Origin of the sequence: Candidatus Palauibacter sp. (assembly GCF_965237495.1) — a bacterium.
GTDB lineage: Bacteria > Gemmatimonadota > Gemmatimonadetes > Palauibacterales > Palauibacteraceae > Palauibacter.
The window spans coordinates 571957-593999 of sequence record NZ_OZ250143.1 but is presented as its reverse complement, the minus strand read 5'-3'; the positions used below and the strand labels follow the sequence as shown (position 1 = coordinate 593999).

Below are 22043 nucleotides of genomic sequence, written 5' to 3'. Positions count from 1 at the left end.
GGTAGTCGCGAGAGTGGCTATCATGTGTTATTCCGGTCCGCCGTCCCCGGTGCGCTCTTCCTCGCGGGCGCATGGGCAATCGAGACGTTCCTTCTCAAGGACCGCCTTCCGGCCGACTGGTATGAGATCGAGCCGTTCAAGAACACGATAACCCTGGCGTTGCCGCTTCTTCTGGGTCCTTCCTTCGCGCTGCTCGTGAACTGCTTCTACGGTCAGCACCGGGCTTCGATCCGTGCCATGCTCAATGACAACGACTCCCTGGAACGTCTCTTGTTCCATGTGGCGCTCTACGAGGACCTCATGGTCGAAATGACACTTTCGAGCGGGAAGGTGTACGTGGGCTGGGTGCTCGGCGGCACCGCCATACGAGACCGAAAATACGTTGAGATCATGCCGGTCGTGAGCGGCTACCGGGAGAAGGAGACGCGAAAGGTCTGGTTCACGACGAAGTACGCGAACGTTTCTGGCCGCGGACTCGGTCAATCCCGCCGATTTTCGCGTCGTCGTCCCGATCTCGGAGATCAGCAGCGCCAGACCATTCATCATGGACGTGTATGAGCGATTCCAGTCCGCCCATCGCGCCACCGTAACTGGAAATGACGAAGGCGGCCCGCGACAGGAAACAGGGGATCCCGGGCGCGAATCGCCGGAGCTGGACGGGGACTGACGGTTCGTTTCCTCCTCGTCGCGGGCCCGGGCCCGATCCTCGCGACCGGCGCTTCCGGCGGTTGATGCGGCATCGGCGGGGACGCACGTTGGAGTTTCGCTCGCAGGGTTGGGGAGCAAACTCGCGGCGATGTCGCGGGACGGGCCCACGGCATGGGGACGTAAAGGGAGGAATGGAGCATGTCCGAGTGGGTCGAAATCGCCGTCTCCATCGGCGGAGCGGTCATCGTGTGGACGTGCGTGGCCATCCAATGGATCCTTATGCGGCGCGACCGGAAGATTCGGGATCGGGAGCACAGGCACCGGGAATTGGAGGCGAGGATCGATGAGCGCTACCGCGAACTCCAGCGCGAAGTCCAAGACGAGATTCGCCGCGAGATACGGAACGAACTGCGGCATCAACTTCGCCACGAAATCCGCAACGAGGTGGGGCACCTGGAGCGGCGGCTCGGCGGCCGCCTCGATACTCTTGCCCGCAGACGAATCGAGAGTCCCCGTTCACGCGGCCATCTGAAGTACGGGGCGTAACCCACTCCCGGGATGATGGCGCGTTAATTGGCGAGCGGAGGTTTTGGCGTGAGTCGGGACCCGCAGGGCCGCGGTCCTCGACCGTACACGGACCTTCTCCGGAGGCCACGCAGCACCATGGGACCGGACTTGTTTGGCGACATCACCCTGCTGCCAGGCTTGACCGTGGGCGCGACCGCCGCTCTGAGCCGCATGTTGCGCGGCGCCGAGAGCCGTCCTGCGCAGGGATTTGAAGGCGGAGATCGCGAGCGTGCGCGAAGAGGGCGCCCTCGGACGGGCCAGGCTCGAGTCGCAAATCGGCGCACTGCGCACGGAACTCGGTAAAGTCGAACAACGCCTGGGTGGCCGCGGCGACGCGGTCCGTGACGAACTGGTCGAGACGCGCGTGGCGATGGCCCACCGGGTGGCCCGTCTCGAAGGCCGCGTGTTCGGCGTCCCCCTGCCGGGCACCGGGACCGACCCCGCCTGACACCGCACGGGTTGCCCGCCTCCCATCCCCGGGCCGACCTTCCCAAGCCACGAATTCCACACGCGGCACCGCCCGATAGCCACAGCTAAAGCCGACAAGGTGCGATCATGATCGATCTCGACAGGTTCCACGCGAACCCACACGCCCGCTGCGGCGTCATCTCGCGCTTCCCCGCCCTCCTCCTCGCGGGGATGGCAAGTCTCGGCGCCCTGAGCGGCCCCGGAGCGCTGGCCGCCCAGGAGGATGAGGACGAGGGGGACGACCCGCCCGAACTGAACTCCGGGTTCATCTCCGGGATCAGTTGGCGCAGCATCGGCCCGGCGGTCGCCTCGGGACGGATCGCGGACATTGCGGTCGATCCCACGGACCGGAGCGTGTGGTACGTCGCGGCCTCCTCGGGGAACCTGTGGAAGACGACGAATGCCGGGACCACCTGGTCGCCGATCTTCGATGACTACGGTTCGTACTCGATCGGGGCCATCGCCCTCGACCCCAACGACCATCTCACGCTCTGGGTCGGGACGGGGGAGAACAACGGGCAGCGCTCGGTCGGGTACGGGGACGGCGTCTACAAGTCGATCGACGGCGGGCGCTCGTTCACGAACATGGGGCTCGAGACCTCCGAACACATCGGGATGATCGCGGTCCATCCGCATCATTCGGACGTCGTCTTCGTCGCCGCGCAGGGGCCGCTGTGGAGCGCGGGCGGCGAGCGCGGGCTGTACCGGACGACGGACGGGGGCGAGAACTGGGAGCGGGTGCTCAAGATCGACGAGCACACGGGGGTAAACGAGGTCTTCCTCGACCCGCGGAACCCCGACGTGATGTACGCGACCTCGTGGCAGCGGCGGCGTCACCAGTGGACGATGATCGACGGCGGGCCGGGCTCGGGGATCCACAAGTCGACGGACGGCGGGACCACCTGGCGCGAGATCAACCGCGGCCTCCCCTCGGGGGACAAGGGCCGCATCGGGTTCGCGATCTCGCCACAGAACCCGGACATCCTGTACGCGATCGTGGAGGCGGCCGGCGACGCCGGGGGCACCTTCCGCTCGGAGAACATGGGGGAGAACTGGTCGCGCACCTCGCGCTACCAGTCGGGCGCGCCGATGTACTATCACGAACTGTACGCGGACCCGCACCGCTTCGACCGCATCTATGCCCTCGACACCTTCGTGCAGATGTCGGACGACGGCGGGGAGACGTGGGGGCGGCTGCCCACGCAGGGCGTACACGTCGACCACCACGCGCTCACCTTCGACCCGGACGACCCGGAGCACATCATCCTCGGCAACGACGGGGGGCTGTACGAGACGCGGGACTTCGGGGAGAGCTGGCACTTCTTCGGCAACCTGCCGCTCACCCAGTTCTACAAGGTCGCGACCTCGAACGACGAGCCGTTCTACTACGTCTACGGGGGCACGCAGGACAACAACACGCTCGGCGGCCCTTCGCAGACGCTCGACAACCAGGGGATCCGCAACTCTGACTGGTACGTGACGCTGGGGGGCGACGGCTTCGACCCCGTCATAGACCCCGAGAACCCGGACATCATCTACTCGCAGCTTCAGCACGGCGTCCTGTCGCGCTTCGACCGCGCCTCGAAGGAACGGCTCGACATCCAGCCGCAGGAGGACGCGGACGGTCCCCCGCTCCGCTGGTACTGGGACGCGGGAATCCACATGTCCCCGCACGACAACCACCGGCTCTACTTCGGCGCGCAGATCCTCTTCCGGTCGGACGATCAGGCCTCGACGTGGCGGCCGATCTCCGGCGACCTCACGCGCAACATCGACCGCAACCAGCTCGAGGTGATGGGGCGCGTGTGGAGCGTCGACGCGGTGGGCAAGAACCGCTCGACATCCGAGTTCGGGCACATCGTGGCGATCTCCGAGTCCCCGCTCGTGGAGGGCCTCATCTACGTGGGCACGGACGACGGTCTCGTGCAGGTGACGGAGGACGGGGGAGAGAACTGGCGCGCGGTGGCGAGCTTCCCGGGGGTGCCGGACACGAGCTTCGTGCACGACGTGGAGGCGTCGCTGCACGACCCCAACACTGTGTTCGCCGTCATCAACAACTTCAAGCGGGGCGACTTCCGGCCGTACGTGCTGAAGTCGACGGACCGGGGCGTGACGTGGACCTCGATCGCTTCGGACCTGCCGGAGAACGGGCCCGCGTTCACGATCGTGCAGGACCATGTGGAGCCGAACCTCCTCTTCGTGGGAACGGAGTTTTCGGCCTTCGCCTCGGTGGACGGAGGCGGGTCATGGCTCGAACTGGGGAGCGGGCTGCCGACGATCCCGGTACGCGAACTCGAGATCCAGAAGCGGGAGGGGGACCTCGTCGCGGCCACCTTCGGGCGCTCCTTCTATGTGATCGACGACTACACGCCGCTCAGGGAACTGGCGGCGCAATCGGACGAGATCCTCGCCTCGGACGGGTACATCTTCTCGGCGAAGGACGGGGAGATGTTCCTGAGGTGGAGCCCGGGCGGGACGAGCGGGTCGGACTTCTACACGGCGGACAACCCGGACTTCGGGGTCACGTTCACCTACTACGTGGGCGAGACGCTGCGCACGCGGGAGGCGGCGCGGCAGGCCGAAGAGCGGCGGGCGCAGCGGCGCGGCGACGATACGCCGTACCCGACGTGGGAGGAGCTGGAGGCGGAGGACCGGGAGGAGGCGCCGCGGGTGTTCCTCACGGTGCGGGACGACGGCGGGAACGTCGTGAACACGGTGAACGGATCCGCTTCGCGGGGGATGCGCCGCGCGACGTGGAACTATCGCTATCCCGGCTACAATCCCGTCACGGGCGGCGGGGCGGGCGGTGGCGGAGGCGGCGGCGGGGGCGGCGGGGGCGGCGGCTTCGGAGGGGGCGGCGGGAACGGGCCGATGGCGCTGCCGGGGAGCTACACGGTGTCGGTGTCGCAGCGCGTGGACGGCGAGGTGACCGAGCTGGCCGGGCCGGTGCCGTTCGAGATCGCGCCCATGGGGGCTTCGGCGATCCCGCCGCAGGACCGGGCGGCCGTGCTGGCCTTCCAGCGGGAGACCGGGGAGCTGCTGCGCGCCGTCACCGGGACACAGCGCGTGGCGACGGCCGCGATGGCCCGCGTCTCGGCCATGAAGCAGGCCCTGGACCGCTGGCCGGCGGCGGACCCGGCCCTGCGTCAGGACGCCCGGGCGCTGGAGCTGCGGCTCCTCGACCTCCAGGAGACGCTGAACGGCTCCCGCACCCGGGGCTCGCGCGCCGAACCCGACATGCCGGGGATCATCGGCCGCGTGAACCAGGTCGTCCGCGGCCACTGGAACGGCATGCACGGCCCCACGCAGACGCACCGCGAGCAGTACCGGATCGCGAACGACGCCTTCACCGCGCTCTATCCTGACATGCGGCAGCTGATCGAGACCGACCTCCCCGCACTGGAGGGGCAGCTGGAGGAGGCCGGCGTGCCGTGGACCACGGGCCGCGCCCTCCCCGCCTGGCCCCCGAACGGGTAGCGCGTAGCCGGGGCGGGGGCGTCCTCGCGTGAAGATTCTGTCGTGGATCTGGAAGACGATCGGGCCCCGGCGGGTGGGGCTCGTCGTCATGTGCGTGTACGCGGCGTGGCTCGTCTTCCTCTACCGCTACCACTGGGTCGACGGGATCAACCTCCTCATCCACGAGGCGGGACACGTCGTCTTCTCCCTCTTCGGGGAAACGGTGTCGGTGCTCGCCGGGCCGCTGCTCCAGCTTGCCGTGCCGATCTTCATCACCTTCCGGCTCTGGCGGCGGGGGGAAGGCGTTCCCGCGGCGGTGTGCGCCCTGTGGTCGGCGGAGAGCGTCATGTACACCGCGAAGTACATGGCCGACGCAAACCGCCTCGCGCTGCCGCCGATCGGGGACCACGCCAACGACTGGCGCCACCTGCTTGAGCGCGCCGGCGCTCTGGAGTCCGCCGAGGAGATCGGCCTCGCGCTACACCTTCTGGCGAGCGCCGCCGCGATCGGCGCCGTCTGGTGGACGATCCGCCTCGAATCCGAACCCTGAGTCCCTCGCTGTGCCGCGCCGTGAACAGAGACTGGGAGTGGCGATCGTCCGCTCTCACGCATATCATTTGACCAGATTAGTCACATTGGAATGGAGACACTACCCTGACGCCAAGCAACCACGGACCGTACTCCCGGCGATCTCCACGGCTGGCCTGGAAACTTGCCGAGGCCAAGGCGAGGTTCAGCGAGGTCGTGCGCCTGGCGGCGTCGGGCCGACCCCAACGTGTCACCGTGCGCGGTCGGGACACCGTCGTCGTCGTTGGCGCGGCAGAATTCGACGAGCTTCAAGCACGCGCCAAGCAGGTCACCCTCCACGAACTCCTTTCCCAGTCTCCGCTGAACCGCCTCGACTTCGGGGAAGAGGGAGTGCGGAGTCCGGTGCGTGACGTCGTACTCTGAGGAACTCTAACCGAGGGGGGCAGCCGCGACTGCCCCGCCCCCCGGACCGTTTTCTCATTGCAACCAAGGGTTGAGCACCGGTACCCCGGCTCGCACGAAGTCACCTTCATTGCGCGTGCAAACCACCAATCCGTGGACTTCCGCGGTGGCCGCGATGACGAGGTCCGGCTGGCTGAACGTGATCCCCTTTTTCTTGCCGCGCTCGACCATCCACCGCCAAGCCACCCACACATCCTCGTCAACGGGCAGGATGCGCCCCGCGAACCAGGGCCGCAACGTGCGCTCGAGCCATAGTTCCAACTCCTCGCGGAACTCGTCCTGCGCGCGACGTTCGATTCCATAGCGGATCTCCGCGAGCGTGACTTCGCTGAGGAAAAGACTGTCGGCGGACCTCGCCTCGGACCACAGCATCACTTTGGGATCCGGTCGATCCTTACGGAGCTCGGACACGACGTTCGTATCGAGTAACCACCCCTTCATGCGCCCCACGTCCCCGCCCGGATCTACCCCGGTTGTAGCATCGTGTGTCAAAGCTCCCTCCCTGGCTTGTACCAATTACGCCTGTCCCAGGGGAGGCGCCAGACGATTGGGAAATCCACCTCAACGCCGAGGCCGCCGCTTGACGGAAGTAGCTACTGGTAGCTACTTATGGGCCATGAGATCCGTGGGCATCAAGGCGTTGAATAGCAGGCTCAGCGAATACGTGCGCCTCGCCGCCGGCGGCGAGACCGTACTCGTGACCGACCGCGACCGGGTCGTAGCCGAGATCGGTCCTCCGCGGGAAACGAGAAGCCCGGTCCTGGCCGACGCCATGCTGGCCGATGCCGTGCGGAAGGGTTGGTTGACCCCCGCTCTCTCTCCAGGCTCCGAGCCTCCCCGGGGCGGACCGCCCGTGACTACGCTGCCCGAACTGCTCCGTGAACTGGAAGGCGACCGAAGCGACCGGTGATCTACGTCGACACATCGGTCGCCCTCGCCCACCTCCTCGCTGAGGACCGCCGTCCGCCCGCTTCGTTCTGGGCCGAGACCCTCGTCTCCAGCCGCATGCTGGAATACGAAATCTGGACCCGCCTTCATGCACGAGACCTCGCGGTCTCCCACGCCTCTGGCGCGGACGAGGTGATCGGCCGCATCGCGTTGCTTGAGCTGGCGCCGCCAGTGCTCGCCCGCGCCCTTGACGCGTTTCCCGTTGCGGTGCGTACGCTCGACGCGTTGCATCTCTCGTCGCTCGAGTTCCTGCGGGGCAGGGGACTCGACGTCGAACTCGCCAGTTACGACCGCCGTATGGTCAGCAGCGCCCAGAGCTTGGGTATTCCCGTTCGGGACCTGACATGACCCTTCGCGCCACTCGCGTTCGACGGCGGGCGGGTGCCCTCCTGGCATGGTCCGTCTGGGCGGCAGCGGGCACAGCGAAGCTCGCGGCGCAGGAAATCGGCCCCACCGCGTACGAACACCTGGCCTAAAGGCGTTCGTCGAGGCCGAGGGTTACGAGACGGTCGGCGGGGCGTCGCCCAGTCATTGCCGCGGCCCCGGCGGCGGACATCGCTCGCCGTCGAAGTTCACGTTCGCCAGCCATGTTTCGAAATGGGCGTCCCGCGGAACGCAGAGATCCGTGCCCGTGATCCACAGGATATCAAGCGCCTGGAGCCCAGCGAGACTGGCCGGGAGTGGTCCGCTCAAGCCGGGATTCCGAGAGACGTCCAGACTCTGGAGAGTCTCGAGATCGCCGATGGAGGGAGGAATCGCACCGGCCAGTTGGTTGTCGCGGAGCGACAAGCTCTGGAGACTCTCGAGCTGACCGAGTTCCGGCGGCATCGTTCCCGTCAGCTGGTTCTCCGCGAGCCAGAGCAACCTCACGTTGGCGAGATTCCCGAGGCTGGGCGGGATCGGTCCCGTCAGCTGATTCCCGGCGAGGCTGAGTCTGTCCAGGCGCGTGAGCTTACCCAGTTCGATGGGAATCGAACCCGTCGAATCGTTCTGGTGGAGCACCAGATTCGTGAGTTCGAGATTACCCAGTTCCGGAGGGATCGTCCCGGTCAGTTGGTTGTTGCCCAGGAACACGTCCACGAGGTTGGGCAGTTCAAGGATCCATCGGGGAAACTGTCCGGTGAGTCGGTTTCCGTTCAACAACAGGCCCCTGAGGTTTGAGAGACGGCCCAGTTCAGGCGGAATCGAACCCGTGAACCGGTTGTGGCCCAGCCCTAGCTGCGTGAGGTCGCTCAGCTCGCCGAGTCACGACGGAATCGGACCCTCCAGTTGATTGTTCGAGAGCCTCAAAGCCTCGAGGCTCGCGAGGCGACGAAGCCCGGGTGGGATCGGACCGGTCAGCTGGTTGTAAAGCACATCCAGTTCCACGAGACCGGTCAGGTCTCCGATCTCCGGGGGAAGGGTACCGGTCAGCTGGTTGACCTGCAGTTCCAGCCGCCAGACCCGGCCCTCCGGGTTCGTGAATACCCCCCTCCATGTGGAGAGTGGCTGGTCAGTGAGCCAGCCTTCGTTCCTGACCCAGTTCGCACCGTCGGTGGCGATGTAGAGCGCGACCAGCGCGTGGCGATCCGCCTCGATCTCCGCAGGAGGAGCGGGAGGCGGGGGCTGCCCCGAGAGCACGGCACTCGTGCCCGCTGCCCCGTAGAGCAGGACCTGTGCGGCGACCAGGAAACGTGAGATTCCACGAAGCATGCCGGCCTCCTGTTCGCTGGCACCGCCCGTGCTCGCGCGCGTCAGGGCTCTCGTCGAGGCCGAGGGCTGCGAGACGGCCGGCGGACACGAGGAGGAATACGTCGTCGGCCCGACCATTGCCGGACCGGAGAACCACGCCGAGTACCGCACGATCCTCAGGTACCGCGTCCGTCGAGTACGGTTCGCGCCCCAGGGCCATGTCCGACAGGATCGGATCGTATGAGGCGACCACGAGGAAGGTGAATGACTGACTGACGCTCCGACCCCCGAGGTCCGTGGCCGTGACGCCCATTTCCAGCATTCCGGGGGTGACTCCCGTGATCGTGAGCGAATCGCCCATCAGCTCCAGCGTTATGGGGGGACCACCTCCGGTCACCGTGTAGCTCAGGGCATCGCCGTCCGGGTCCGAGAAGTGGTTGGACAGATTCCACGAGATACTGTGACCCACCGCGACGTAGCGGTCGTCTATCCGGCGCGTTACCCGCGGCGGCCGGTTCGCCTCGACGCTGACCAGGAAAGAGACGCTTGCCTGGCGGCCGCCCAGATCCTGTGCGGTGACAGTGAGCGTGGACTCCCCGAGCGCGACGCCCGTCACCACGACAGACGTCCCGAAAACCCCGTCGCCGTGGATCGTCGCCCCGGCGAACGCCGTGTTGCTGGACGACACCGAGAAAGTCAGTGCGTCGCCCACATCGGGGTCGCGAAAGTACGCGCTCACGCCCACGGTGTCGACGGCGCCCGGCGCCGAGACAAGATCCGGCGGGCTTCCCGTCACTTCGGGCGGGGTGTTCTCGCCAACTGTGAACCTGAAGGACTGCGCTCGGACGAGTTGTCCCGGATCCGTCGCCGTCACGGTGATCTCCGCTTCCCCGCGCGACATGGCCGTCACGGACAGCACCGTTGAACTGACATTCCGCACCGCGGCTACGGCCGGGTTCGATGTCGCCCCGGTGTAGCTCAGTTCGTCGCCATCCGGGTCTGAGAAATATCCGCTGCCCGCGATGGACAGTTGGGCGCCCGGCAGTGCGGAGAGATCGGGCATCGTGCTCGTCACCACCGGAGCCTGGTTGGCCGGACCCGGCTTGGCCGGACCCGGCGGAACGGACGATTCGACGGTCACACCGAGGCTCTGCCGCGCCTCGCCCCCGTTCGGGTCCCGCGCGGTAACGGTCACCAAGGCGGATCCCGCATCGAGGCCTTTGACGGTGACGCGGCTTCCCGACACCACGACGTCGGCCATCCTCGCATCCGAAATCGAAGGCGCGTAGCTGAGCGAGTCGCCGTCCGGATCGTTGAAGTAGGGGGAGACATCCATCGTGAACGTTTCGTCCACGAGCACCGTTTGCGGCGGAAGCGCACCCACTGCTACGGGATCCCGGTTCGGGACGGTGACGTCAAAGGTCTGCCGGGCTTCTCCGTCCTCCGGATCGCGAGCCGTGACAGTGACCGTGGCCGTGCCGCGGTCTACTCCAGTCAGTGACACCTCGCCGTCGACAGTAGAGACAGCGGCCACGCTCGTGTCCGTGGAAGTCGCCTCGAACTCGAGGGGGTCGCCATCCGGATCGCGGAAAGCCGCGGACACGTCCACCGTCACCGTCTCCCCGAGGTACACGGTTTGAGCCGGGATCTGCTCCAGCGTCACGGGCTCCCGGTTCGGTACCGTCACCTCGAAGCTCTGGCTCGTCTCGTCCCCACCTACATCGCGGGCCGTCACGGTCACGGCTGCGCCGCCGCGATCCCTGGCCTCCACGGTCACTTCGCTCCCCGAGACCGACGACAGGGCTACGGCCGTGTCCGACGAGGCCGCCCGGAACACGAGGGCGTCGCCATCGGGGTCGCTGAACGCTGCGGACACATCCACGGTCACCGTCTCTCCGAGGAACAGCTCCTGCGGCTCGATCTCCCCCACGGTTGTCGGCGCACGGTTCGGGATCGTGACGTTGAAGTGCTGCCTCGCCTCCCCGCCCTCAGGGTCCCGCGCCGTAACCGTGATCGTCGCGGTGCTCCCGGCTGCGGCCGCCACCTCCACCTCGCTGCCGGCGGCGGACGCCCGGGCAACGGCCGTGTCCGACGACGCGGCCGCGAAAGTGAGCGAGTCGCCGTCCGGGTCGCTGAACGCCGCTGAAACATCCACGGTCACCGTGTCGCCGACGAACAACTCCTGCGGCTCGATCTCCCCCACGGTTGTCGGCGCACGGTTCGGGATCGTGACGTTGAAGTGCTGCCTCGCCTCCCCGCCCTCAGGGTCCCGCGCCGTAACCGTGATCGTCGCGGTGCTCCCGGCTGCGGCCGCCACCTCCACCTCGCTGCCGGCGGCGGACGCCCGGGCAACGGCCGTGTCCGACGACGCGGCCGCGAAAGTGAGCGAGTCGCCGTCCGGGTCGCTGAACGCCGCTGAAACATCCACGGTCACCGTGTCGCCGACGAACAACTCCTGCGGCTCGATCTCCCCCACGGTTGTCGGCGCACGGTTCGGGATCGTGACGTTGAAGCTCTGGCGGGCTTCGCCACCGTCCGGATCGCGCGCCGTCACCGTGACTGTCACGATCCCGCGGGCCAGGCTGATGACGGAGACCTGACTGCCCGCCGCGGCAGCCCGCGCTACCGCCGGATCCGACGAGATGGCCGCGAACGTGAGGGGGTCGCCGTCCGGATCTCTGAACGAAGGCGCCACATCCATGGTCACCGTGTCGCCGAAGAACAAGGTCTGCGCCACGATCGCCCCCAACGCCTCGGGACTACGGTTCGGCCTCTGGTTCGGACCGGCAGTTCCGGCCGTGTCTTCTCCGCAGGCGCTGCCCCACACGACCACAAGGGCGACGCTGCAGGCGTCTTCGAGGGGCGGCAGTTTCCGGCACGTTGCAACCAGCTGGGCTCGCCCGGCCCGGCACAACCTCTGGAGGGTGGACTTGACCCCTATCCGAAATCGATGCCACCGCACAGACCTTCGCACCACCGCACCCCTCCCGATTCTCTCTGGTGACCTCAGTCAGCGAATTCCGAATAAGCGAGGCCCTCCGGGACAGCGACAACCGCAGGGAGGAGCGTCGCGGGCGACTCATCTTCCAACCGTCTACAAGGTTGCTCCAGCGTCGGCGCTGCCGATCCTCAACCGGTCTCGATGGGTCGCGACGCCGCAAGTCTATGCGCCGCAGCGTGGTGCGTCAAGTTTTGGAAACGACGCAGTAATCGAGTCGCGGGGATGGCGTCGGCTCGCTTTCTCAGCGACCTGCCTTGCGGAGGTAGCGGCGGCCGAGGCGGGCCATTCACTACGTAACTTCCGCCGGAACCGCCGCGACTGGTAGGCGGGCCCGTTGTCGGTCATGAGCAGGCTGATCTTCACGCCCAGGCGCCCGAAGAAGCCGACCACGCGCAAGAGGAACGCTACGGCGTCCTCCTTCCGCTCGCTGGCCAGGACCTCTCCGTAGGCCAGGCGCGTCACGTCGTCGATCGCCGCGTGGTAGTACTCCCACCCCCGCGCCCTTGACCGTCCGGCTCCGGTCCCCATCGATCCGGTGCCCCGGGCGCACGATACGCGCGAGCTTCTTGATGTCCATGTGCACCAGTTGATGTCCATGTGCACCAGAGAACCCGGCCGCGACCGCTCGTAGCGCACCACCGGCTCCGGAGGCGCCAGGCTCGCCAGAGCCGGTTCAGACCGAGCCGCCGCACCTCCACCCTCTTCCCGGTACCGCTTGAGCCACTTGAACGCCGTCCGGCGGCTCACCCCCATCCCATCTTACTCGTCGATCCTGTGAACAACTATCCGAGATCCATAGCCAATGGCCTTTGTGGAGGCCGAGGGGTACGAGGCGTTGGGAGGGAAGACCCAACGAGTATCGCAGAATCCTTCGCTACCGCATCCGTCCAGCGAACCCACTGCGCGCCGAAGGCGTCAACTCCCGCTCGAAGCGAGCCACCCCGTCGGTCGCGGCGTGCCGTAGCGCAATCCGAGCCCGGCGCCGCAGACTCGATGAGGCGAGACCCTCGATCGACTGTGACGCGGTCACGAAGGCGAGGAAACTGAACTCGGCGGTTCGGCCGGACGGATCCGTGGCCGTGACAATCACGGGCGAAATACCGGCGCTCGCCCCCACGAGCGTGAACGTGCTGCCTGTCACTGAAGCGCTTACGCGGATCCCCCCGGCCGCCGTATAGGTCAGTCGATCATTGTCCGGGTCAGAGAAGTGATCGGACAGGTTCCATGTGAGGGTATCGTCGACGGCCAGAGCCTGACTCCCGATGCCCTGAGTTATACGCGGCGGCCGGTTTGCGGTGACGGTCACGAGGGACGAAGTGCGTGCGGTCAGCCCTCCGCGATCCGTCGCCGTCATGTTGATGGTCGCTTCTCCGGCGGTGACTCCCACTACCTCCGCATAGAAGCCGTAAATCGCACTGAACTGTACGGAGACGCTGGCCACGCCGGAGTTCGTGCTCGATGCGGAGAAGTTGAGTTCGTCGCCCACATCGGTTTCCTCGAAGTAGCGCCTCAAGATCAGCGTGTCGATCTGGCCCGGCGAGGAGGTCACGGCCGGCGCCTCGGCCTTTACCCGAGGCGCGTTGTTTCCGACCGCAAAGGTGAACGACGTGGAGACCGTGAGGCCCCCTGGATCCTGCGCCGTAACGGTAATCGTCGCTTGGCCATCGGAGACGGCGGTCACATAGAACACCTCTGGGCTGACCCTTCTCACGGTGGCCACGGCGGCGTTCGACGTCCCCGCCGTGTAGCTCAATTCGTCGTCATCGGGATCGGAGAAATACCGGTATGCCTGCACCGGCAGTTCACCGCCCCGGATGGCGGTACGATCGGCGATCGTGCCCGTGACCTCCGGCGCCTGGTTGGTCGAGCCCTGCGCCTCAACCGTCACCCCGAAATCGTGGTCGGCGCTCAGGCCTCCGGGATCCGTCGCCGTCACCGTCACCGTGGCCGTCCCCTCACGCACCCCTCCCACCACCACGTCGCTGCCGGAAATGTCCGCCGTCGCCACGCCTTCGTCGGAACTCGTCGCGCCGTAGTTCAGCGCGCCGCCTTCCGGATCGCGGAAGTGGCCGTCCAGATCCACCGAGATGCTCGCGTTCTCCCGCACGGTCTGCGCCGGGATCGCGCTCGACACCACCGGCCTCTGGTTGGGTGGGGGCGGCGGCCTCACCGTCACGCCGAACTCCTGGTCGGCGCTCAGGCCTCCGGGATCCGTCGCCGTCACCGTCACCGTGGCCGTCCCCTCACGCACCCCTCCCACCACCACGTCGCTGCCGGAAATGTCCGCCGTCGCCACGCCTTCGTCGGAACTCGTCGCGCCGTAGTTCAGCGCGCCGCCTTCCGGATCGCGGAAGTGGCCGTCCAGATCCACCGAGATGCTCGCGTTCTCCCGCACGGTCTGCGCCGGGATCGCGCTCGACACCACCGGCCTCTGGTTGGGTGGGGGCGGCGGCCTCACCGTCACGCCGAACTCCTGGTCGGCGCTCAGGCCTCCGGGATCCGTCGCCGTCACCGTCACCGTGGCCGTCCCCTCACGCACCCCTCCCACCACCACGTCGCTGCCGGAAATGTCCGCCGTCGCCACGCCTTCGTCGGAACTCGTCGCGCCGTAGTCCAGCGCGCCGCCTTCCGGGTCGCGGAAGTGGCCGTCCAGATCCACCGAGACGCTCGCGTTCTCCCGCACGGTCTGCGCCGGGATCGCGCTCGACACCACCGGCCTCTGGTTGGGTGGGGGCGGCGGCCTCACCGTCACGCCGAACTCCTGGTCGGCGCTCAGGCCTCCGGGATCCGTCGCCGTCACCGTCACCGTGGCCGTCCCCTCACGCACCCCTCCCACCACCACGTCGCTGCCGGAAATGTCCGCCGTCGCCACGCCTTCGTTGGAACTCGCCGCGCCGTAGTCCAGCGCGCCGCCTTCCGGGTCGCGGAAGTGGCCGTCCAGATCCACCGAGACGCTCACGTTCTCCCGCACGGTCTGCGCCGGGATCGCGCTCGACACCACCGGCCTCTGGTTGGGTGGGGGCGGCGGCCTCACCGTCACGCCGAAGCTCTGACGTGCCTCGCCGCCGTCCGGATCTCGCGCGGCGACCGTGACGGACGCGGACCCGGCGGTCACCCCTTCGATGGTCACGCCGCTCCCTGACGTGGACACATCGGCCACCGCTGCGTTGGACGACGAAGCGCCGAAATCGAGGGCATCGCCGTCCGGATCGCTGAAGTAGGAAGCGACATCCACGGTCGTCGTCGCGCCCTCCTCCACGGTCTGCGCCGGAATCGCTCCGCTGATGACCGGCCGCCCGTTCGGGACTTTTACGCTGAAGCTCTGCCGCACGTCGCCTCCGTGGTCGTCCCGGGCCGTCACCGTTACCGTCGCGGTGCCCTTCGAGACGCCCCGCACCGTCACCTCGCTGGCGATGGCGGAGACAGCGGCCACTTCCGTATCCGACGACGATGCCTCGAAGGTGAGCGGGTCGCCATCGGGATCGCGGAACACCCCCGCCACATCGACCGTCACAGTTTGGCCCGGGAGCAACGTCCGGGGAGGAAGGTCGCTCACGACCACGGGATTCCGGTTCCGGACCGTGACCTCGAAGCGTTGGCCAGCCTCGGCGCCGTCCGGGTCGCGCGCCGTGACTGACACGGTTGCCGTTCCCCGCGCCACGCCTTCGAGCGTGACCTCGCCGACGCGGTCGGCGAGAGAGACGCCGAGCACCCCCAAGTTCGAGGAGGTCGCCTCGAAGGCGAGCGAATCTCCGTCCGGATCACTGAACGCCGTGGATACGTCCACCGTGACCGTCTCGCCGGGAAGCAGTGTTTGCGGCGGGAGTTCGCCGGTCGCCGCGGGCGGCCGATTGGGCACCGCCACCTCGAAACTCTGGTCGACCTCGCCGCCGTGCGTGTCGCGGGCTGTCACGCTCACCGTCGCGTCACCGCGGCCCAGGCCTTCCAGCGTCATCTCGCTGCCCGAAGACGAGGCGCGGACCACAGCCGTGTCCGACGAGGATGCCTCGAAGGTGAGCGGGTCGCCATCGGGATCGCCGAAAGCGGCGGACGCGTCCACCGTCGCGGTCCCGCCGAGGAATATCGTCTGCACCTCGATCTCGCCCACGACGGCTGGCGGCCGGTTGGGGACGGTGACTTCAAAGCTCAGGGTGGCCTCGAGGCTGTCCGCATCCCGCGCGGTCACCGTCACCATCGCGGTCCCGCGCTTCAGCGCTTCCAGCGTTACTTCGCTACCCGAGACCGACGCCAGCACCGATGCCGGGTCCGACGAGGCCGCGGCGAAGCTGAGCTCGTCGCCGTCCGGATCGCTGAAGGCCCGGGACGCGTCCACCGTCGCCGTCTCGCCGAGGAATATCGTCTGCGCCTCGATCTCGCCCACGGCGGCTGGCGGCCGGTTGGGGACCGTGACTTCAAAGCTCAGGGTGGCCTCGAGGCTGTCCGCATCCCGCGCGGTCACCGTCACCATCGCGGTCCCGCGCTTCAACGCCTCCAGCGTTACTTCGCTGCCCGAGACCGACGCCAGCACCGATGCCGTGTCCGACGAGGCCGCGGCGAAGCTGAGTTCGTCGCCGTCCGGATCGCTGAAGGCCGGGGACGCGTCCACCGTCGCGGTCCCGCCGAGGAATATCGTCCGCGGCTGGATCTGCCCCACGGCCATCGGACCCCGGTTCGGAACCTCGACGCTGAAACTCTGGCGGGCCTCGGCGCCGTCAGGGTCGCGCGCCGTCAGGGTCGCGCGCCGTCACGGTCACGGTCGCGCTGCCCCGCGACACGCCAGACCCGACTCCCCGAAACGGAGGTGCCGACGACCGACGGGTCCGAGGAGGCGGCCATGAAGGTGAGGGGGTCGCCGTCGGGATCCCGGAACGCACTCGACACGTCCACCGCGACGGTATCGCCGAGGAAAGCGGTCTGCGCCTCGATCTCGCCGACCGCGACGGGACTCTGGTTCGGCGTCTCGCGGGGACCCGTGACTTCGCCGCCGTCGTCGCCGCAGGCCGCGCCCCACGAGGCGAGCCATCCGCTCGTCACCGAGCCCCTCCGCTTCGCAGATGAGATCCTCGATGTGCGGGATCAGGACGGGATCGCCCCACGTGTAGCCCGTCGCGGCCTCGGCGCTCTGCGTGTTTCCGATGTGGGCGCCTTCGAGAAGGGCTCGGGCCGCGGCCGCGTCGAACCGTGGCGACTCACGCGGGGGGAGCGTGTAGCGCGGCTCGGGTTCGTGAGCCGCGTCTTCGTTGACGAATGCGCGTGACATGGCGTGTCGACCTACCCCGGGGCGGCCCGATCGAGCCGCCCGTCGCAGCGGCCCCTCGTCCTAGTGGGCGAGCGCCCCGGCCCGCGCCTGCTCCCGCGGCACGCCGCCGGTGCTCTTGAGGTAGGCGTTGCGATCGTGTTCGAGCCCGCCCTCGGGCAGGAACTCCCACAGCGGACCGAGGTCGTTCTTCACCCGGTCGATGAAGAACTGCGGCAGCACCTGCGACTCTCCCTCGAAGTAGTCCCTGAACTTCGTGTCCGTCGCGAGCTTCTCACGCACGGTGCTGAAGTACTCGATCCGCCCCTTCCCCTCGGAGGAGATCGCGCGCACGACGTTCATGATGCGCGGGATGCCGCCTCTGTTGGCCTTGAGCCGTCGCCAGATGGCGCGCTTCGAGAAGGAGTATTTCGAGAGATCGATCACGTGATCGTAGAACTCGATCCACTCGTAGTTCTTCGGCTTCAGGTTCATCGCGTGATGGTTGTTGAGGAAGTGGAACGGGAAGCCGAGGAGCCGTCCCTCCTTCTGGTACTCGAGGTTCAGCGGCGCCGCCTGCCCGAACGACGTGAGCAGCGAGTAGGCGGGGAAAGCCGCGGGCGACGCGTCGAGGAACCTCTTCGTGAACTCGAAGGGATCGGGACCTTCGTCGCAGTCCAGCCCCATCACGAAGTTGGTCTGGAGATAGGGGATGTAACTCGTGATGAGGTTCGAGTGCTCCGACACCTGCCTGACCTTCTCCATGCCGTGGCGGTTCCGCGACTTCGACTTGTTCCCGAGCATGTACCAGGACTCGATGCCGGGGAGGATGGCGCGGAACCCGTTCTTCGCCAGACGCTTGAGGCGCGGCTCGGCGAGGAGCGACAGGCTGCTCTCGGCGATGAACTGGATGGTTCCCGGCGGAACGGCTTCCTCGATCGCGCCCAGATGGTCGTCGAAGCGGACGCCGAAGTTTGGGTCGTGCCAGCCGACCATCGGCTTCTTCATCTTGCGCGCGATGAAGCGGAGGTCGTCGCGCATCTCGTCGAAGTCGAGCGGCTGGTAGGGAACGACCGAATCGATGCAGAAGCTGCATGTGTAGGGGCACCCGAGACTGCCGATCATGGGGACTATCTTGATCAGCGGCGCCTTCTCGAGCGTCGGTTCGATGTACTTCCAGCGCGCCCGTACTCCAGGCAGGGAGAGTGGCTGCATCTCGGCCGTCACGTGGCGGCCCAGCGGGCGGTGCGGCTGGCAGTCGTCCAGCACTTCGTTCAGCGTGGCCTTGTCGGTGAAGCCGAACACGTAGTCGAAGTACTTCTGCGCATCCTGCGGATAGCAGCGCGCGTGCGGCCCGCCGACGCAGGTGACGGCACCGCGCCGGCGGAACATCTCGCTGATCGCATAGGCGAGCTGGGCCCCCTGGGAGAAGGCGCCGACGAAGAGGAGGTCGATATCCTCCGGGAGGTCGTCGACGAGGTCCTCGAGGCCGGTGTAGCAGACGAGGCTCACGTCGTGGCCGGCCTCCTCGCACCACACGGCGAGCACCTGAGGCATGATGCTCGCGAGGTTCGCGTGCATGACCTTCGCGTAGAGCGCCTTCGTCGGCCCCTTGGCGACCAGATCCACAATCCCTATGCGAAGCTTGCGCAACAGCCATCCTCTCGGAATGGGTACACGGGTGCCCGGCTCCGGAACGCGTCTCGGAATCGGAAACCTAAGGACCACGGAGTGTCGGCGGCAAAGGGGGTGCGGTGATCGAGTTGATCGAGTCTCGCCTCAGGATCTGGGGCGGCGACCTCACGACGATACGTGTGGACGCGATCGTGAACGCGGCCAACGAGCAACTGGCGGGGGGCGGCGGCGTGGACGGGGCGATCCACAAGGCCGCCGGGCCCGAGCTTCTGCGGGCCTGCCGGGCGCTGCCGGAGGCGCACCCGGGTGTGCGCTGTCCGACGGGCGAAGCTCGCATCACGCCGGGCTTCCGGCTCCCGGCCCGCTACCTGATCCACGCGGTGGGGCCGGTGTGGCAGGGTGGAGGCCGGGGGGAGAGGGGGCTGCTCGCCTCCTGCTATCAGGAGTCGCTCCGGCTCGCGATCGGGATCGGGCTTCGAACCGTCGCCTTCCCGGCCATCAGTTGCGGGACGTTCGGATACCCGGTGGGGCCCGCCTGCCGGATCGCGGTCGAGACGGTGGCCGAGGCGCTGGCCCGCGACGACGCGCTCGAGACGGTGCTTCTGACCGCCTGGGGCGGCGAGGTCCGGACCGCAATGGAGGATGCGCTCGCCCGCCTGCTCAAGGCCGGCGGGTCCCCCGGCGGGTCCCAATGAAGCGGCAGCCCGCTACGGGCAGGACTCCCCGTTGACGCGCAGGTATTCGGCGACGAACTCTTCCAGCATCGTGCCTATTTTGCTCGTGATGACGTCGTCGCGACGTCCGCCGTAGAAGCCGATGGCGGGGCGCGGGGATTCCCACGTCGGCGCCCAGTGGATCCACTGGAGCGCGGCGCCGAGCGAGTCGGAGGAGAGGCGTCCGGGGTTCGCGGCGAGCTGGGGATCGCTGAGCTGGTCGTAGACGAGCTTCATGAACCGGAGGCGGATGATGTACACCGTCTGGGCCGCTCTTCCGGGAACTGCCTGAGTGCCGATGAAGACGGTCACACGGAGCAGAGACCAGGCAGGCTGGTCGGCCGGGGCGTAGATTCGGGCCGCCCGCAGCCGGTTCGTCGTGGTCGCCGCGACGGACTCCCGGGTGATCCTGCCCGGCCCGCCGCTGTTGGTTACGAAGACCTCCACGTTCATGGGACCGCAGGAGGTGAAGAGGGCGAACCTCTCCTGCGGTGAGCCGGGCCCCTGGGCCTCCGCGAGCGAAGGGAGCAGCAGGGCGGCGGCAACGGCGGGGATGACGAGCTTCACCGGATTCACGCGACTATCACCGAAGGCACGTTTTCACGGGTGGTCCTTGCCCGACGGGTTGGGAACCATCACGGACCGAAAACAGACTTGTTCCCGCCGGCTCGCGCCAGAGCCCGTGAGAGAGGAGAAAACGCATGACCGCCGACGCGGACACGAGAGTCCGCCTCTCAAAGGTGATCCCGGCCCCGCCGGATACGGTGTTCCGTGCGTGGACCGAGCCGGAGGAGATCGCTCGATGGTCCGCTCCTCCCGGAGCGAAGGTGGCGGAATCGAGGGTCGCCCTCGCGGCGGGCGGCGCCTGGAAGATCGGAATGGAGGACGAGGACGGGGTGGCCCACACGGCCTTCGGCGTGTACCGGAAGGTCGACGCTCCGAACCGGCTCGTCTATACGTGGGACTGGGAGGGGGAGCACTCGGTCGGTGAGACGGGGGTGACCGTAGAATTCCTGGCGGAGGACGGCTCGACGCGGGTCGTCGTCACGCACGAGGGATTCCCGGCCGCGGAAGCGGCGGAGGGTCACCGGCAGGGCTGGATCGCCTGTCTGGAGTTGCTGGCGGGTCTCTTCGAGGACTGAGCCGCTCCGTGCCTTCCGACTCCCGGGCCGTCGCCGCGAAGGACCTGTCCGCCCGCGGGATCTTCGCGTTCTGGGCGCCGCTCGCCGCCACATGGTTGATGATGGCGGTGGAGGGACCCTATCTGGCGGCGGTCGTGGCGCGGCTGCCGGACCCACGCTGGGGCTGGCGGCGTACGGTGTCGCGATCGCGATGGCGGTGCTGATCGAGGCGCCGGTCATCATGCTGCTCAGCGCCTCGACCGCGCTCGTGGAGGACGCGGTCTCGTACCGGCGGCTGCGGACATTCGCGCACGGGCTGAACGCCTTCTCGACGCTTCTGCTCCTCCTCGTGCTCGTGCCGCCGGTGCATCGCGGGCTCATGATCGGCGTTCTCGGTCTGCCGGAGGATCTCGCGGGCCTGACCTACGGGGCGCTGTGGTGCTTCCTGCCCTGGCCGGCGGCGATCGGCTACCGGCGCTTCTGGCAGGGGGTGCTCATCCGGTCGGGGCGCACGCGCCTCGTAGCGGGCGGTACGGTGCTGCGCCTGATCGCGATGTCGACGGCCGCGATCGTGCTCGCCGTCTCCACCGACCTTCCCGGCGCCTCGGTCGGCGCCTCGGCGCTCTCCTTCGGCGTGGTCGCCGAAGCGGTCGTGGCCCGCTGGATGGCCCGGGGCGCGATCGGTGCCCTGCTCGGCCCGACCGACCGGGCGGCGAGCGCGGTCGACCCCCCGACGGTCTCGGCCGACCCGCACGACATCGCGGAGATCGGGCGGGTGGGCGTCTCGACGGCGGACCCGGCCGCCGGGCCGGCCGAGGGAGCGGAGCTTCGCTTCTCGGACATCGGGCGCTTCTACGTGCCCCTGGCGCTCACCTCGCTCATCGGGATCGGCATTCAGCCCATGCTGACGTTCTTCATGGGCCGCGCCGCCTCCCCGGTCGAGTCGCTGGCCGTGTTCCCCGTGGTGCACTCGCTGGGCTTCCTCTTCCGCTCCGTGGGGCTGAGCTTCCAGGACGCCGTGATCGCACTCCTGGGCCGAGGCAGCGAGGGTTATGCACAGATCCGCCGCTTCGCGATCGGGCTCGGGGCGGCGCTCTCGGGCATCCTCGCGCTCATCGCGTTCACGCCCCTTTCCCACTTCTGGTTCGTCCACGTGTCGGGGCTCACCCCGGGGCTGGCCGACTTCGCGATTCCCGCGGCGCGGGTCCTGACCCCCGTCCCCTTCCTCGGGGTCATCCTGTCGCTGCACAGGGGGACGCTGATCCGGAACCGGACGACGGGTCCGATCATCGTCGCGACCGCGGCGGAGATCGCGGCCGTGGCCGTCGTGTTCGTGGTCGTCGGCTGGGGGCTGGGCTGGGTCGGTGCCACGGCCGCGTTCACGGGCTTCCTCTTTGGGCGTCTGACCGCCAATGTCTATCTGACCCCCAGGGTGCGCGCGGTTCGGGCCAGGGCGGCCCGGGCCAGGGCGGCCCGGCCGCGGACGGCCGGAGTGGCCAGGGCCGCCCGGACGGCCCGGAAATCAACGGATTCGCGAGATCGGGGGTCTTCTGAATAGCGTGCGAGATAGCGTGCGAGGCCGGCCGGAA

At 68.0% G+C, this 22043-nt stretch carries 20 protein-coding genes; 12 read left to right on the top strand and 8 right to left on the bottom strand.

Translation table 11 applies throughout. The annotated features are described in order from the left end of the window. Positions 1-24: 24 nt before the first annotated feature. The 6 genes from ACPXY0_RS02430 (at position 25) to ACPXY0_RS02405 (ending at position 6090) form a co-directional block, all read left to right on the top strand. Positions 25-558, top strand: coding sequence for a hypothetical protein (locus tag ACPXY0_RS02430; RefSeq protein ID WP_423928139.1), 534 nt, complete (start codon positions 25-27; stop codon positions 556-558). A 288-nt stretch (positions 559-846) separates the two neighbouring features. Beyond that, complete coding sequence (locus ACPXY0_RS02425; RefSeq protein ID WP_420637318.1) at positions 847-1194, top strand: hypothetical protein; 348 nt, start codon at positions 847-849, stop codon at positions 1192-1194. A gap of 250 nt (positions 1195-1444) precedes the next feature. Next, positions 1445-1663 carry a hypothetical protein gene (locus ACPXY0_RS02420; protein WP_423928137.1) on the top strand — a complete coding sequence of 73 codons (219 nt, stop codon included), beginning with the start codon at positions 1445-1447 and terminating at the stop codon, positions 1661-1663. 107 nt (positions 1664-1770) lie between these two features. Beyond that, positions 1771-5160 (top strand): WD40/YVTN/BNR-like repeat-containing protein, encoded by a 3390-nt coding sequence (locus ACPXY0_RS02415; protein ID WP_423928135.1) that lies wholly within the window; start codon positions 1771-1773, stop codon positions 5158-5160. Positions 5161-5188: 28 nt separating this feature from the next. Beyond that, the gene (locus ACPXY0_RS02410; RefSeq protein ID WP_423928133.1) at positions 5189-5689 is read left to right on the top strand and encodes a hypothetical protein; all 501 of its coding nucleotides are present in this window, start codon (positions 5189-5191) and stop codon (positions 5687-5689) included. 104 nt (positions 5690-5793) lie between these two features. Continuing rightward, positions 5794-6090 carry a type II toxin-antitoxin system Phd/YefM family antitoxin gene (locus ACPXY0_RS02405; protein WP_423930545.1) on the top strand — a complete coding sequence of 99 codons (297 nt, stop codon included), beginning with the start codon at positions 5794-5796 and terminating at the stop codon, positions 6088-6090. Between the two features lie 54 nt (positions 6091-6144). On the opposite strand, the gene ACPXY0_RS02400 is transcribed toward ACPXY0_RS02405, so the two are convergent. Then, positions 6145-6570, bottom strand: a complete 426-nt coding sequence (locus ACPXY0_RS02400) for a type II toxin-antitoxin system VapC family toxin (protein WP_423928131.1) — start codon at positions 6568-6570, stop codon at positions 6145-6147. Between the two features lie 175 nt (positions 6571-6745). On the opposite strand from ACPXY0_RS02400, the gene ACPXY0_RS02395 reads away from it, so the two are divergent. Next, positions 6746-7039 carry a type II toxin-antitoxin system Phd/YefM family antitoxin gene (locus tag ACPXY0_RS02395; protein WP_423928129.1) on the top strand — a complete coding sequence of 98 codons (294 nt, stop codon included), beginning with the start codon at positions 6746-6748 and terminating at the stop codon, positions 7037-7039. Further along, positions 7036-7425, top strand: coding sequence for a PIN domain-containing protein (locus ACPXY0_RS02390; protein WP_423928127.1), 390 nt, complete (start codon positions 7036-7038; stop codon positions 7423-7425). Before ACPXY0_RS02395 ends, ACPXY0_RS02390 begins: the two co-directional genes overlap by 4 nt. 180 nt (positions 7426-7605) lie before the next feature. On the opposite strand, the gene ACPXY0_RS02385 is transcribed toward ACPXY0_RS02390, so the two are convergent. From ACPXY0_RS02385 to ACPXY0_RS02360, 6 genes are all read right to left on the bottom strand, one after another. Beyond that, on the bottom strand, positions 7606-8217 hold the full coding sequence (locus ACPXY0_RS02385) for a hypothetical protein (protein WP_423928125.1): 612 nt from the start codon (positions 8215-8217) through the stop codon (positions 7606-7608). A gap of 352 nt (positions 8218-8569) precedes the next feature. Next, a complete protein-coding gene (locus ACPXY0_RS02380; RefSeq protein ID WP_423928123.1) occupies positions 8570-11485 on the bottom strand; it encodes an Ig-like domain-containing protein in 2916 nt (971 codons plus the stop codon). Positions 11486-11911: 426 nt separating this feature from the next. Continuing rightward, positions 11912-12496, bottom strand: coding sequence for a DDE-type integrase/transposase/recombinase (locus ACPXY0_RS02375; protein WP_423928121.1), 585 nt, complete (start codon positions 12494-12496; stop codon positions 11912-11914). 127 nt (positions 12497-12623) lie between these two features. After that, positions 12624-16409, bottom strand: a complete 3786-nt coding sequence (locus tag ACPXY0_RS02370) for an Ig-like domain-containing protein (RefSeq protein WP_423928119.1) — start codon at positions 16407-16409, stop codon at positions 12624-12626. A gap of 68 nt (positions 16410-16477) precedes the next feature. Then, positions 16478-16783, bottom strand: coding sequence for a hypothetical protein (locus ACPXY0_RS02365; RefSeq protein ID WP_423928117.1), 306 nt, complete (start codon positions 16781-16783; stop codon positions 16478-16480). 286 nt (positions 16784-17069) lie between these two features. Continuing rightward, positions 17070-18638: a B12-binding domain-containing radical SAM protein gene (locus tag ACPXY0_RS02360; RefSeq protein ID WP_423928115.1), complete on the bottom strand. Its 1569-nt coding sequence runs from the start codon at positions 18636-18638 to the stop codon at positions 17070-17072. 101 nt (positions 18639-18739) lie between these two features. On the opposite strand from ACPXY0_RS02360, the gene ACPXY0_RS02355 reads away from it, so the two are divergent. Next, the gene (locus ACPXY0_RS02355; RefSeq protein WP_423928113.1) at positions 18740-19315 is read left to right on the top strand and encodes an O-acetyl-ADP-ribose deacetylase; all 576 of its coding nucleotides are present in this window, start codon (positions 18740-18742) and stop codon (positions 19313-19315) included. 12 nt (positions 19316-19327) lie between these two features. Here ACPXY0_RS02355 and ACPXY0_RS02350 read toward each other — a convergent pair whose 3' ends face one another. Next, positions 19328-19909, bottom strand: coding sequence for a hypothetical protein (locus ACPXY0_RS02350; RefSeq protein ID WP_423928111.1), 582 nt, complete (start codon positions 19907-19909; stop codon positions 19328-19330). 125 nt (positions 19910-20034) lie between these two features. On the opposite strand from ACPXY0_RS02350, the gene ACPXY0_RS02345 reads away from it, so the two are divergent. Genes ACPXY0_RS02345 through ACPXY0_RS02335 form a run of 3 tightly spaced genes read left to right on the top strand, consistent with a single transcriptional unit; the run spans position 20035 to position 22012 of the window. Further along, on the top strand, positions 20035-20475 hold the full coding sequence (locus ACPXY0_RS02345; protein ID WP_423928109.1) for an SRPBCC family protein: 441 nt from the start codon (positions 20035-20037) through the stop codon (positions 20473-20475). 8 nt (positions 20476-20483) lie between these two features. Further along, entirely contained in the window at positions 20484-20678 is a 195-nt protein-coding gene (locus tag ACPXY0_RS02340) for a hypothetical protein (protein WP_423928107.1), read from the top strand. Beyond that, positions 20666-22012: a hypothetical protein gene (locus ACPXY0_RS02335; RefSeq protein ID WP_423928105.1), complete on the top strand. Its 1347-nt coding sequence runs from the start codon at positions 20666-20668 to the stop codon at positions 22010-22012. Before ACPXY0_RS02340 ends, ACPXY0_RS02335 begins: the two co-directional genes overlap by 13 nt. Positions 22013-22043: the final 31 nt, after the last annotated feature.